The 13,429-nt window shown below is 63.5% G+C and carries 9 protein-coding genes; 5 read left to right on the top strand and 4 right to left on the bottom strand.

Going from position 1 to position 13,429, the window contains the following annotated elements; genetic code table 11:
- Positions 1-102 precede the first annotated feature (102 nt).
- Positions 103-1,251, bottom strand: coding sequence for an MFS transporter (locus IFT99_RS06905; RefSeq protein WP_296312103.1), 1,149 nt, complete (start codon positions 1,249-1,251; stop codon positions 103-105).
- Between the two features lie 316 nt (positions 1,252-1,567).
- A complete protein-coding gene (treS, locus tag IFT99_RS06900) occupies positions 1,568-3,637 on the bottom strand; it encodes a maltose alpha-D-glucosyltransferase (protein ID WP_065991461.1) in 2,070 nt (689 codons plus the stop codon).
- Between the two features lie 215 nt (positions 3,638-3,852).
- On the opposite strand from treS, the gene pdxR reads away from it, so the two are divergent.
- The 5 genes from pdxR to IFT99_RS06875 all read left to right on the top strand — a co-directional run bounded on the left by pdxR (position 3,853) and on the right by IFT99_RS06875 (position 10,087).
- A complete protein-coding gene (gene pdxR, locus IFT99_RS06895) occupies positions 3,853-5,298 on the top strand; it encodes a MocR-like pyridoxine biosynthesis transcription factor PdxR (protein ID WP_192131074.1) in 1,446 nt (481 codons plus the stop codon).
- A 622-nt stretch (positions 5,299-5,920) separates the two neighbouring features.
- A complete protein-coding gene (locus tag IFT99_RS06890) occupies positions 5,921-7,027 on the top strand; it encodes a Gfo/Idh/MocA family protein (protein ID WP_192131071.1) in 1,107 nt (368 codons plus the stop codon).
- 273 nt (positions 7,028-7,300) lie between these two features.
- Positions 7,301-8,884 carry an aldehyde dehydrogenase (NADP(+)) gene (locus IFT99_RS06885; RefSeq protein ID WP_192131069.1) on the top strand — a complete coding sequence of 528 codons (1,584 nt, stop codon included), beginning with the start codon at positions 7,301-7,303 and terminating at the stop codon, positions 8,882-8,884.
- Positions 8,885-9,091: 207 nt separating this feature from the next.
- Complete coding sequence (locus IFT99_RS06880; RefSeq protein ID WP_197985909.1) at positions 9,092-9,670, top strand: DUF1349 domain-containing protein; 579 nt, start codon at positions 9,092-9,094, stop codon at positions 9,668-9,670.
- 75 nt (positions 9,671-9,745) lie between these two features.
- Positions 9,746-10,087 (top strand): FKBP-type peptidyl-prolyl cis-trans isomerase, encoded by a 342-nt coding sequence (locus IFT99_RS06875; RefSeq protein ID WP_065991456.1) that lies wholly within the window; start codon positions 9,746-9,748, stop codon positions 10,085-10,087.
- 427 nt (positions 10,088-10,514) lie between these two features.
- Here IFT99_RS06875 and IFT99_RS06870 read toward each other — a convergent pair whose 3' ends face one another.
- Both IFT99_RS06870 and IFT99_RS06865 read right to left on the bottom strand, forming a co-directional pair.
- On the bottom strand, positions 10,515-12,890 hold the full coding sequence (locus IFT99_RS06870; RefSeq protein ID WP_065991455.1) for a hybrid sensor histidine kinase/response regulator: 2,376 nt from the start codon (positions 12,888-12,890) through the stop codon (positions 10,515-10,517).
- 68 nt (positions 12,891-12,958) lie between these two features.
- A complete protein-coding gene (locus IFT99_RS06865) occupies positions 12,959-13,420 on the bottom strand; it encodes a response regulator (RefSeq protein ID WP_065991454.1) in 462 nt (153 codons plus the stop codon).
- Positions 13,421-13,429 lie beyond the last annotated feature (9 nt).

Below are 13,429 nucleotides of genomic sequence, written 5' to 3'. Positions count from 1 at the left end.
AACCGAGGGTGTCCACACCGGCCCCTTCCCGGCTAAAGCCAGTCCTACCGTCAACACCGCGTGCTGTCAGCAGGACCGGCTTCAGCCGGGAAGGCGCCAGCCTCAGCGCTTCGCCATACGCCGTGCCGTGAGCACCTGTGCCAGCATCAGCGCGCCGACGCACAACAGCGCTTCGCGCAGGCCGACCACATGGGCAGCGAAACCAATCAGCGCCGGCCCCAGCAGAATCCCGCAGTAGCCGATCCCGGTGATCACCGCGATCGCCAGCCCCGCCGGCATCGCAGTCTGTGCACCGACCACCGAGCAATACACCGGAAACGTGTTCGACAAGCCCAGCCCGATCAGCGCAAAGCCCAGCAGGAACAACGGCCACGGTTCCAGCAGGATCGCCATGGCAAACCCGACCATCACCAGCAGCCCGCCGCCGATCAACAGGTTCACGGCGCCGAAGCGGTTCCTTAACCAGTCTCCGGAAAAACGCCCGGCCGCCATGGTCAGGGAGAACACCGCGTAAGCGCCGCCAGCCACCGACACATCGATCTGGTGCATGCGGTTCAGGAACACCGCGCTCCAGTCGAGCATGGCGCCCTCTACCAGCAGCGCGATGAAGCAGAGGATCCCGACAATCACCACGTGGGGGGTCGGCCAGGCGAAGGGCGCGGAGGGATCATCCGCGCCGTGGGGCACCAGGTAGCGCGCGTGCCACAACAGCATCCCGCCGATCAGCGCCACCACCACGGCCACGGCCAGCAACGGCGACGCGCCCAGCCACAGCAGCAAGGTCATCAACAGCGCACTGCTGATGCCGCCGAGGCTGAACAACCCGTGAAACCCCGACATCATCGGCCGCCCGTGATCGCGCTCGACCATCAGGCCCTGCACGTTCATCGCCACGTCGATACTGCCCAGCCCGGCGCCGAACACGGCGAGGGCCACTGCCAGCGCCGGCAGTGAAGACAGCGTGGCGAGCAGCGGCAACATGCAGCAGATCAGGGTCCCGCCGATCATCGACACAAACCGGCACCCCTTGCGCGTGGTCAGCATGCCCGCCAGCGGCATCGTCAGCATGGAACCGAGGCCGAAGCACAACAGCAGCAAGCCGAGCTGGGCTTCTTCAAGCCCGGCGCGGTCGCGAGCGAAAGGCACCAACGGCGCCCACGCCCCCAGGGACATGCCGGACAGCAAGAACGTCAGGCGATAACTCCACAGATGCACGAAGACAGGGGGACGAACGGATTGAGCGATAGACACAAGCAACGACCTGAACAGGTCTGCGCGAGCGGCAGACGGTGGATAAAAAGCGATCCCTCGCTGAACGCATTCCTTCATAGCACCGGCTTCGGCCGGGAAGAGGCAAGCCCGTACACCGTCAAATCTGCGGTGTAACACATGTCGCCTTCCCGGCTAAAGCCGGTCCCACAAATTGGAGCCCACCCCAGCCCTGCGGTTGTGCCCACTCTCCCGTAGGACCGGCTTCAGCCGGGAAGAGGCCAGTCTGTACACCCTCATTTCCAGGGCGTTACCACTGGCGCTTTCCCGGGTGAAGCGGGTCCCACACGAGGCGCGATTACATCATCGGTGCCGCCATGCTGACCACACGCAGCGCCAGGCCTTCGTAGGCGTCCAGCGTAATGGTGAATTCACCTTCTTCGGTCAGGTCGCCTTCGACCCGCTCGTTGATGATGTCCACCACCGGGCCCGGCGCGATGCCCGGCAGGTGCAGGGTCTCGACGATGGCTTCGGCACTGAAGTTCAGCGCGGTGATCTGCGTGCCCTTCCCGGCTGGCAGTTCGTGAACCATGATCAGCAGCCCCGGGTGCTCGACGTCCGGAATCAGAATCTGCCGGCTCGCGGCGATGTCGTAGGCACGGCGCACCGCCAGCAGTTTTTTAAGCTGCGAGGCGAACGAATCCGGGCGCTTCAACTGCTCAGGGAGGCTGCCGTACAGCGCGCGAGCCCGGGGCATGCCGCCTGCGGAGACTTCGCAGTCCGGGTCCATGTCGACCAGGTCATAGCCCCCGCGATGGATCCAGCGGGTATCGCCGTCACCCATCAAGTGCTCCACCTGCTCGGCCGGCAGCGGCAACGCGCCCACCAAGTCCCAGCCGGACAACGCGAACACGCCCGGCTGCATGGCGTTGAACATCACCAGCAGCAAATGAATGTGCTGGATCTTGTCGATGTCGGCGGCGGTCATGCTGTCCAGCTCGCGAATGCCCAGCGCCGCGGTAATGATGCTCGCCGTGGTGCACGACACGCCGTTGGTGACGAACTTCAAGTTGTACGGCGCGTGCTCGCCCGCCAGACGTTCGTACATCTCCTCGCGAATGTGCTCGCGCAGGATGTTGCCCGGGAACGTCTGGCCCTGATACAGGTACTGATCGTGGGCGTGCAGCGTCCAGAAGTGCACCAGTTCCAGGGTCAGCTCGTCGTGGTTCTGCAGCGCGTGAATCAGCGATGCGGGGTCGATCCCGAACTCGTGCACCTGACGCAGCATCAGCCGCAGAAACTCGGTGCGACCGGTCAGCAACGCATGCTGATAGGCCGGGCGGGTGACGAAGTCATAGGACAAGTCGGCACCGCCGTGGGACATCGACGCAATGTCGTCGATGGTCAGGTTCAGCTCCTGAAAGCTGAAGCCGCCCGCCTTGCGAATCGCCCCGGCGAGCAACTGATTGCCGGTGATCGACAGCGGATGGCTCTCGGACCACGCGGTGCCATCGGCCTTGCGCTCGACGCCAAGGAAACCGTTGGCATCCAGACGCAACACCCGCGCGCCCATAACGTCAATGGCGTGCAGGGCGTCGCCGATGATCATCTGCTGCGCGGCAAAACTCGGGTCCAGCCAGTTCAGCGACGGCTGGCCTTCCTTGAAGTAATGCAGATAAACCCAGCGCCGGTCCTTGCCGTCCACGCCAGTCACCACCTGGGTGGCACTCCAGTCGGTTTCTTTCACACCGGGCTCGAAGAAGATCACCCGCTGCAACTGGCCGACGATGTAGTGCTTGTCGCGCAGGGCATCGACGGTGGCGGGCAGCAGGTTGACGGCGTCGCGGCCGGCCGGAACGTCCGGCAGCAGCGACCAGTCTTCCTCCTTGATCTCCACCATGTGATAGAGGCCCGGGTACTCTTCGTAGGCCATCTCCGCCAGGCGGAAATCCGCGCCCTTGCCGGTGTGGGACGGGATCACGTCATCCACGACGATCGCGTTGTGCGCGGCGGCGATGCGGCTGAGGTTGAGAAACTGGGCGTCGGTGCCGAGGTCCGAATCCACTTCGAAGCTGATGCGGTCGAAGTTGCCGTCGATGCTCGGGGTGCGCTCGCGGCCTTTCAAACCGCCGGAAGCTTTCAGCGGACCGTTATGAATGCCCTGGATGCCGATTTCGGACAGCGCGTGCCAGAGCTGCTCATCGCCCAGCGCTTCGAGCACCGAACTGCCATCGCGGGTAATGATCGACGCCGGGTAGGCGGTGAACCAGACCGAGCCGATGGCCGAAGCGTCCCTTGGACGGGCCTGGGCGTACGGCCGCTGCCAGAGACGGCCCTGGCCGCCATACAATTTTGCGCGTTGTTTTGCGGCGTTGAGCATCGATTGCTCAACCAGCCATTCCACGTACTGCTTGTCCGGGGTGGTCATGTGTTCGGGGTTCCATCTTCAAGTGGATGGGAGCGGCGGCCAACGGCGCTGCGAGCGCTGTGCGGACCGTCCTGCCTGTGGGTATCCAGGTTTATGCCTAACTCTAAGAGCACCCTGGCGCGCAAACGTTGCATCGGTTGCTATGCCATGGACTGCCGCGCTGGCTAAAATCCACCCGCGTGCGTCCGCACCGCCAGCGCTGTTCAGGGGTTTGCGTGGAATTACACATCGTTATCGAGGGCCGCAAGGACCTCGCCCATCAAGTCTACGAACAGCTGCGCGACAGTATCGTGTCCGGCCGGCTGGCGGCGGGCGTGCAATTGCCGCCCAGTCGCCTGCTGGCGGCACAGTTGGGGTTGTCGCGCAAAACCATCTCCGACACCTACAGCCGACTCACCTACGAAAACTACCTGGTGGGCAAGGTCGGCAGCGGCACGTTCGTCCGCGCCTTGAGCGCCTCTACCGCGCCTCGGCCGGCACCTTCGCAGCTGGCCAGCGCCCACATCGTGGCGAAATGGGAACGTATCTCCCTGCCCCTGCGCCACCCTACCCGCGCGGGCACCCTGCGCTACGACTTTCTCGGCGGCGCGACAGCAAAAACCCAATTCCCCCATGACGAATGGCGGCGCTGCGTGCATCACGCGGTGCGGCAGATGTCCACCGAGCGCGGCTTTTACAGCCAGCCCGAAGGCCTGCCCACCCTGCGCGCCGCGATTGCCGGGCACATTGCCTTCGCCCGCGGCGTCCGCTGCGGGGCCGATGACGTGGTGGTGTGCAATGGCGCGCAACAGGCCCTGGACCTGATCGCCCGCGTGCTGATCGAACCCGGCAGCCGCGTGGCGATGGAGGACCCGGGCTATACGCCGGCGCGGCTGCTGTTTGCTGCCCAAGGCGCCGAAGTCGCCAGCGTGCCGGTCGACAGTGAAGGCATCATCGTCGAGCAGATTCCCGACAACGTCTGCGCCATCTACGTGACCCCGTCCCACCAGATGCCGCTGGGCATGCCCATGAGCCTGGCCCGCCGCCACGCCCTGCTGGAAAAGGCGCGGCGAATCGGCGCGATCATCATCGAGGACGACTACGACAGCGAATTCCGCTACGAAGGGCGCCCGACTGACTCATTGCAGAGCATGGACGAGCACGGCGTGGTCGCCTACGTCGGCACCTTTTCGAAAACCCTGTTGCCGGAATTGCGCCTGGGTTACGCCGTGCTGCCGGCGGCGATCCTCGAAGCGGTGATCAAAGCCAAGCAACTGACGGACTGGCACACCTCGACACTGCCGCAATGGGCCCTGAGCAAATTCATCAGCGAAGGCCTGCTCAACAAACACATCCGCCGCTGCCACAGCACCTACGCCGGGCGCCGCGAGCGCATCCTGTCACGCATCGCCGGCGACCTGTCGCCCTGGCTGGAAACCATCCCGTGCACGGCGGGCTTCCACATGGCCGTCATGCTCAAAGCCTCCCTCGATCCGGCGATCGACCTGCACCTGCTGGTCGAACGCGCGCGGGACAAGGCCCTGGGCCTCCACCCCCTCCACGGTTTCTACAGCGACGCGACACCGCGCGATGGCTTGATGCTGGGATTCGGCGCCATCGACCTCCTCGACATCGACCCCGCGCTGGACCGGTTGCGGGATCTGCTGAGGGGGTGTGGTTAACCCGGTAAGTCGAGGGCGCTCACCCCGGCCCCTTCCCGGCTGAAGCCGGTCCTACTAAAGCAGCGCGTGCATTCAATAGCAAAGGACGCGGAGCGTCCCGGGATGCATACCGGTCGATCAAAAATCGATGGCGCCTCCACCGGCCCCTTCCCGGCTAAAGCCGGTCCCACTAAAAGCAGACCCCGCACACCCCGTAGGACTGGCTTCAGCCGGGAAGCTTTTGATCTGCTATTGATCTTCCTACGCAAAAGGCTCAGTCACCGCCAATCGCGACTTGGGTGCAGGCTGAACGCAGGTCTCGCTCCGTGGGCCGAGCGGCATGGATGCCGCGAGAGCCGCCCCCCGCCATGGATGGCGGATGGCGGCGGGCCCACGGAGCGAGACCGGAGTGAGGGAACCCCGAGGAACGAGGGGCCCAACCAGGAGCAAGCACCCTTGGTTACTTGGGGTGCTTTTCCAAGTAACTCGCCGAAGGCGAAACCCGAGGCCGTTAGGCCGACGCCCTTGATCTTCATAAACCACACCGCAGCTCCAGCCGCGATTGGATTGAACTTCTGCCCCAGACATCTGCCGACTACACAGCTGCCGGACACACCGTCCGCTGAGAAATGGAGGCTTATACATGCCAGACGCAAACGGCAAAATCCGCTACGCAGTGGTCGCTGGAGGCTGGATCTCCCAAGGCGCCTTCATGCCCGGACTCGAACAGACCGACAACTCCGTCATGACCGCCCTGGTCACCGGCGACCCGGTCAAGGCCGACAAACTGGCGGAACTGTACGACCTCAAGAGCTACCACTACAACGAATTCGACACCCTGCTGAAATCCGGCGAAATCGACGCCATCTACTTGGCAACCCCCAACTTTCGCCACCGCGAATTCGCCGTCCCCGCTTTGGAAGCCGGCATCCACGTGCTGCTCGAAAAGCCCATGGCCGCCAACGAAGAAGACTGCCTGGCCATCGCCGAAGCCGCCAAACGCTCGGGCGCCAAACTGATGGTCGCCTACCGCCTGCACTTTGAGCCCGGCACCGTCGAAATGGTCCACCGCGTACGCGCCGGCGACCTCGGCGACCTGCGCCTGTTCACCGCGACCTTCGCCCAGACCACCGACCCGGCCAACCACCGCATGCAGAGTGGCTTCGACGCCGGTCCCGTGGCAGACATGGGCCCCTACCCGATCAACGCCGTGCGCAACCTGTTTGCCGCCGAGCCGATTGAAGTCCACGCCGTCGGCATCAAAACGCCGGGCCGTGAAATCAACACATTCGACACGGTCAACGTCACGCTGCGCTTTGCCGAAGAACGCCTGGCGACCTTCACCGTCAGCTACAGCCTGCCGTCCACCGAGCGCTTCCAACTGATCGGCACCAAGGGCGAGTTCGAGGCGTCACCGTGCTTCGGTTTCGGCGAAGGCGTGGCGATTGGTTACCGGGCCATCATCGACGGCCAGACCACTGAGCACACCCACCCGGTGGTCGACCAGTTCGGCGGCGAAACCCAGTACTTCTCCGACTGCATCCTGCAGGACCGCGAGCCAGAACCGGACGGCGACGAAGGCTGGCGCGATGTGCGCGTGGTCGAGGCCATCGAGCGCGCGCTGACCACTGGCCAGCCGCAGAAGCTCGAGCCACTGCCGGAGCGCCCGGGCATCGGCATCGAGCAAGCTCGTCGCCTGCCACTGGCCAAGGTGCCGGAATACATCAATACCGACGAGCCGAATGCATGATCGTGCGGATTGATCACGCGTGGCCCCACGTCAATCAGGCATGGCTTCACGCCGCACGTTGATCACAACCCAAAGCCCGGCTATTTTGATGGCCGGGCTTTGCTCGGCCGCTCATTGCCGCGCGCCTTGCGGCTGAAAAAATGCAGTTGTATGATGACTGTCGACTTTTGCGACGAGCACTTCAGCTCGTTGCCCCTACGCTTCAAACGATCTCGAATTCCCCATCAGGCGCCACGCCTGATCGATTCGCCCCAAAAATAACAGGAGAAGCAGATGCCTACCGTTCTCGGTCAGAACTTCATCGGCGGCGCCCGCAGCGGCCTCGGCGAAGCAAGCCATAAAAGCCTCGACGCCACCACTGGCGAAGCACTGCCTTACACCTTTCATCAGGCCACCGACGCGGAAATCGACGCCGCTGCCTCGGCCGCCAAAGACGCCTTCCTCGAATTTCGTCAACTGAGCCCGGCCCGGCGCGCTGAGTTCCTCGATGCCATCGCTGACGAACTCGACGCCCTGGGCGATGACTTCGTTGCCCTCGTTTGCCAGGAAACCGCGCTGCCGGCCGGTCGTATCCAGGGCGAGCGTGGCCGTACGTCCGGCCAGATGCGCCTGTTCGCCAAAGTCCTGCGCCGCGGTGACTTCCTGGGCGCGCGTATCGATCAAGCGCTCCCGGATCGCAAACCCCTGCCACGTGTCGACCTGCGTCAGCAGCGCATCGGCGTCGGCCCGGTGGCCGTGTTCGGCGCCAGCAATTTCCCGCTGGCCTTCTCCACCGCCGGCGGCGACACCGCTTCGGCACTCGCCGCCGGTTGCCCGGTGGTCGTGAAAGCCCACAGCGGCCACATGGCGACCGCCGACCTGGTGGGTAACGCCATCGTTCGCGCCGCCGAGAAGACCGGCATGCCAAAAGGCGTGTTCAACATGATCTTCGGCAGCGGCGTCGGCGAAGGCCTGGTCAAGCACCCGGCCATTCAGGCCGTCGGTTTCACCGGCTCTCTGCACGGCGGCAACGCCCTGTGCAAGCTGGCGTCCGAGCGTCCACAGCCGATCCCGGTGTTCGCCGAGATGTCGAGCATCAACCCGGTGGTCCTGCTGCCCGGCGCCCTGACGGCACGTGGCACTGCCATCGCCGGCGAACTCGCGGCTTCCGTGGTCATGGGTGCAGGCCAGTTCTGCACCAACCCGGGCGTGGTGATCGGCATTCGCTCCCCTGCCCTGACCGCCTTCACCGAGCAACTGATCGAGCACATGGGCGGTCAGGCCCCGCAGACCATGCTCAACGAAGGCGGCCTGCGCAGCTACAGCAGAGGCGTGGAAAAACTGCTGGCGCACAAAAGCGTCACGCACCTGGCCGGCAAGCCGCAGGAAGGCAAGCAGGCCCAGGCTCAACTCTTCAAGGCCGACGTCAGCATGTTGCTCAACGGCGACGAGTTGCTGCAGGAAGAAGTGTTCGGCCCGACCACGCTGCTGATCGAAGTGGCGGACGACGCTGAACTGAAAGCCGCACTGCTCGCCCTTCGCGGCCAATTGACGGCTACGCTGATCGGCGAAACCGCTGACCTGCAGAAGTACCAGTGGCTGGTGCCGGTGCTGGAAGAGAAAGTCGGCCGCATCTTGGTCAACGGCTACCCGACCGGTGTTGAAGTGTCTGACGCCATGGTTCACGGCGGTCCTTACCCGGCGACCTCCGACGCGCGCGGTACCTCGGTGGGCACCCTGGCCATCGATCGTTTCCTGCGCCCGGTCTGCTACCAGAACTACCCGGACAGCCTGCTGCCGGCTGCTCTGCAAAACGCCAACCCGCTGGGCCTCAAGCGCCTGGTGAACGGCGAGTGGAGCACTGACGTCATCGCGTGATGATGGGGCCTGATTCGTCAGGTCCGACGCGTTGGGTCTGATGCCTTGGACCCACGAAAACGGCGCGGCCCTGTGAGGGCCGCTCCGTTTTTTTTGCCCTGTGACACGCCTGGAGCGTTGGCACGGCTGGATTTAGCTATGAATGGAGGGGTTAGTCTGGTGGATAAAAAGCAGATTGAAATGGCCAGTCAGAGCGGTGAAGCGTCAATGTGGCAGGCTGCTAAATGGCTGAACCGGCCGAGCCGCTGCCAAATCTCTACTGACCACAGGTTAGAGGTTTTCACTGACCTCCAGACCGATTTCTGGCGTGAAACCCATTATGGGTTCATTCGAGACAGCGGACATTTCCTAGGGTTTGAGATCACTGGAGGTTTCACCGCTCAAGTCAGAGTGAATGCCGATTTTCGTGAGCTCTATGACCAGGCGGGAATCATGGTCAGGCTCGATGAGGAGACCTGGCTCAAGGCAGGAATCGAATATAACGATGGAATGCCCATGATCAGCAGCGTGTTGACACGAGGCACCTCGGACTGGGCGCCCAGCCGCTTTCCTGGAGACCCCACCGATTTCTGGCTTCGGGTGACCGTTTCCGGCGGAGTGCTGCGCTTGCAATACTCCACAGACGGACTGACTTGGCCGCTGCTCAGACTTGCTCCCTTTCCAGAGGGGGAACGCTATACGGTAGGCCCTATGTGCTGCACACCGGAGCGGCAAGGCTTGAGGGTACAGTTTTCCGAATGGTCGCTGAGCCCACCTCTCGGGCGAGACCTGCACGATTTGACCTAGCCAATCCGCCGGCCAGGCCAGTCAGGCGCCTGGCCGACCCGCATCCCGCCCCTCTCTCTCTGTGGACACCTGAACATGAATGAAGAACTGAGCATCCTCGATCTGCTGGAAGGCACCGGCAAGGCCGTCGTCAAAGGCGCGCTGATCACCACCCAATACACCGGCACCCTCGAAGACGGCACCGTGTTTGATTCCTCCTGGGCGCGCGGCAAGCCGTTTCAGTGCGTGATCGGCACCGGGCGGGTGATCAAGGGCTGGGACATCGGGCTGATGGGCATGAAGGTCGGTGGCAAACGCAAGCTGTCAGTGCCGGCAGCGCTGGCGTACGGCGAGCGCTCGATGGGGGCGCACATCAAACCCCATTCGAATCTGATCTTTGAGATTGAATTGCTGGAAGTTCTGACGCGGGATGATTGAGGCGGTTTGCGAGCGATATTCATCCGACGCTTTGAGGTACGGCAACCGACGCATTCCCGGCTAAAGCCGGTCCCACAAATTGGAGTCCACCCCAGCCCTGCGGGTGTGCACCACTTCCCGTAGGACCGGCTTCAGCCGGGAAGAGGCCAACGTGTACGCCATCAATCTCACGGTGTGGCAACCGACGCATTCCCGGCTAAAGCCGGTCCCACAAATCGGAGTCCACCCCAGCCCTGCGGGTGTGCACCACTTCCCGTAGGACCGGCTTCAGCCGGGAAAGCGTCAGGCGTCACACTGCAAAATGAGGGTGATCACACTGGCCTCTTCCCGGCTGAAGCCGGTCCCACAGTGTGTGGTCGCCAACAGTTAGATTGGGTGCACGCAATGCTTTCAGTGGGGGCCTGCCTTCGGCCCCACCATTTCGGACCTACGCTTTCATCAAGACCCGGGCCAGTTTCTTGGCCAGCTCTTCTTCCTTGTAGGGCTTTTGCACGATCAGTTTCGGGTCGACGTCGAGGATGTCGATATCGGCGAAGCCGGTGATGAACATGATCGGCAGTGCCGGGTGGTCACGGCGGACGATTTCTGCCAGCTCGCCACCCGTCATGTTGGGCATGGCGAAGTCGGTCAGCAGCAGTTCGATGCCGGGGTCGAGCTTCTTCAGCGCTTCGTCGCCGCTGTCGGCTTCGACCACCGAATACCCCAGCGACACCAGCATCATCGAGGTCACCGAGCGTACGGCCGGGTCGTCGTCGACCAGGAGAATGGTGCGGTGCTTGTCATCGGCATCGGCGCGGCCGGGCATGTCGGACGCGCTGACCACCGGGACCGCCATGCGGGCAACGCTCGGGAGATACACCCGCAGCGTGGTCCCGGCGTTTTCAGCGGTGTCGATGCTGACGCCGCCACCGGACTGCTTGGCAAAACCGAACACCTGCGCCAGGCCCAACCCCGACCCCTTGCCCACCGCCTTGGTGGTGAAGAAGGGTTCGAAGGCCTTGGCCAGGACCTCCGGGCTCATGCCGCAGCCGGAGTCGCTTACCGACAACACCACATACGCGCCGGGCTCCGGATCTTCGGGACGCTGAGGCAGGCGATAGACCATCTCGTTCCAGGTGCTCAGGCGCAATTGCCCGCCCTGGGGCATGGCGTCCCGGGCGTTGATCGCCAGGTTGAGGATGATCATCTCGGTCTGCGTCGGGTCCACCAACGCACTCCACAGGTCCTCGGCCAGTTCGGTTTCCACCCAGACGCTGCCGCCCAGGGCACGACCGAGCAGCTCGCGCATGCCGTCGATGGTGTCATTGAGGTTCAGCGCAACGGGCTCCAGACGCTGGCGACGGGAGAACGACAGCAGCTGACTGGTGAGCTTGGCGCCCCGCTCGCCCGCTTCGCGGATGTTCTGCAAGCGCTGCGGCGACTTGGTAAATACGCCTTTTTCCAGGTCTCGGCTGAGGAAATTCGCGCTGGTCAGGATCACCGTCAGCAGGTTGTTGAAGTCGTGGGCGACGCCGGCCGTCAACTGGCCGACCACCTCCAGCCGCTGCATCTGCTGCAACGCGGCCTCGACGCGTTCGCGCTCTTTGATCTGATCGCGCAGACGCTTGTTGGTCGCCGCCAGTTCGTCCACCACGGCGCGCTCGCCGGTGATGTCGCGGACCGCGGCGTACATCAGGCCGTCGTCCGGCACGATGGTCCACGACAACCAGCGGAATCCCCCGTCGGCGTGGCGCATGCGATTGACGAAACGGGTCGAGACATGGCCTTCGGCAATGCTGGCGGTTTCGCGCAGCGTGGCTGCCAGATCATCCGGGTGAATCAGCTCGCTCAACGGCTGGCGACCGACCTCGTCGCGGCTCCAGCCGAGGGTCGACTCCCACGCCGGGTTGAGCGCGATCGGCGTCATGTCGAAATGCAGCACGCCGAGCAACTCCCGGGACAGCTCCCAGGTGCGGTCACGCTCGCGGGTTCGCTGGACGACGCGTTCGCCGAGAATGTCGTTGAGTTGATGCAGCGCCTCGGTGGCGTGCTTGCGTTCGGTGATGTCCTGGATGACGCCGGTAAAGCGCACGCACTGGCCATCTTCGAAAAGCGAGCGGCCGTTGGAGAACACCCAGCGCTCCTCGCCGTCGTCGGTGATCAGCCGGTGCTCGATCTGGAATGAGGTGTCCACCGTCAGCGCGGCCATGACCTTGCTGTGCAAGTGATCGCGGTCGTCCGGGTGACAGAGCAGAAACATGAGGGCCAGGCTGACGGTGGTGTCGGCGCCAACGCCATAAAGCGCTTTGCAGCGCTCGTCCCACAGCAGCGTGTCGGTGCGCGGATCGTAGGTCCAGACGCCCATGTCGGCCGCTTCGATCGCCAGGTGCGCGCGCACTTCCGCGACTTGCAGCGTCTTCTCCGCGTACAGGCGCTTTTCCCGCTCCTGCACCTCGGACACCGCGCGCATGACCGCCTTGGGCAGCATTTTCATGTTCTGCTTGAGGACGTAATCGATGGCGCCCATGCGCATCATCTCGACCGCATGCTGCTCGCCGAAAATTCCGGAGAGAAAAATGAACGGGGTCTTCGGCGCCAGGCGCAGCGCGCTGTTGAGCACGTCGGCGCCGGACGAGCCGGGCAACAGGTAGTCGCTGAGAATGAGGTCAAAACGCGCGGCGGCCAGCTCGCGCTCAACGTCCTGATGGTTGTAGACCAACGTGGCGTCGATCTTCAACCCGCTGTTTTCCAAGGTGAGCAGAATCAGCTCGGCGTCGAGCGAGCTGTCTTCGACCAAAAGCAATTTAAGCTGCGATAACGACATGGATAAAAGTCATTGTTCCAGTAAGGGCTTGCGCGAAGCGGGTTTACGCAGGCCAGCAGAAGCCGGATTCAGGAGCCCGGGCGGCGTGCGAGTCGCAGGGAACCCGGTGGTGGCTCGTTCAATACTGCCCAGAACACGCCAAGGTCCGAGATCGCCGAGACGAATTCCTTGAATTCGACCGGTTTGACCACGTAAGCGTTCACACCCAGCGAATAGGCGCGATCCAGGTCGGGTTCTTCGCGCGAAGACGTCAGCATCACCACGGGAATGCTGCGCAGTTCCTCGGTTTCGCGAATGAGCTTGAGCACTTCAAGGCCATCGACTTTCGGCAGTTTCAGGTCCAGCAGCATCACCGCCGGATTGCCGACCACACGATCATGATGGTGGTTGCGGCGCAGCAGGTAATCAAGGGCTTCGGCACCGTCGCGCAGCACGATCACTTCATTGGCCAACTGGCTGCGTTCAAGGGCGACGAGCGTGAGCTCGAGGTCGTTGGGATTGTCTTCCACCAGAAGAATGGGCTTTAGCACTGGGCGTCT

Origin of the sequence: Pseudomonas sp. CFBP 8772, from assembly GCF_014841665.1 — a bacterium.
GTDB lineage: Bacteria > Pseudomonadota > Gammaproteobacteria > Pseudomonadales > Pseudomonadaceae > Aquipseudomonas > Aquipseudomonas graminis_B.
The sequence above is the reverse complement of the archived record's forward strand: the minus strand, read 5'-3'. Positions and strand labels throughout refer to the sequence as shown.

Coding starts and splice junctions, on each gene's coding strand:
- treS (WP_065991461.1), bottom strand. CDS start 3,637: ATGACCACCCCGGACAAGCAGTACGTGGAATGGCTGGTTGAGCAATCG.
- IFT99_RS06890 (WP_192131071.1), top strand. CDS start 5,921: ATGCCAGACGCAAACGGCAAAATCCGCTACGCAGTGGTCGCTGGAGGC.
- IFT99_RS06885 (WP_192131069.1), top strand. CDS start 7,301: ATGCCTACCGTTCTCGGTCAGAACTTCATCGGCGGCGCCCGCAGCGGC.
- IFT99_RS06880 (WP_197985909.1), top strand. CDS start 9,092: ATGTGGCAGGCTGCTAAATGGCTGAACCGGCCGAGCCGCTGCCAAATC.
- IFT99_RS06875 (WP_065991456.1), top strand. CDS start 9,746: ATGAATGAAGAACTGAGCATCCTCGATCTGCTGGAAGGCACCGGCAAG.
- IFT99_RS06870 (WP_065991455.1), bottom strand. CDS start 12,890: ATGTCGTTATCGCAGCTTAAATTGCTTTTGGTCGAAGACAGCTCGCTC.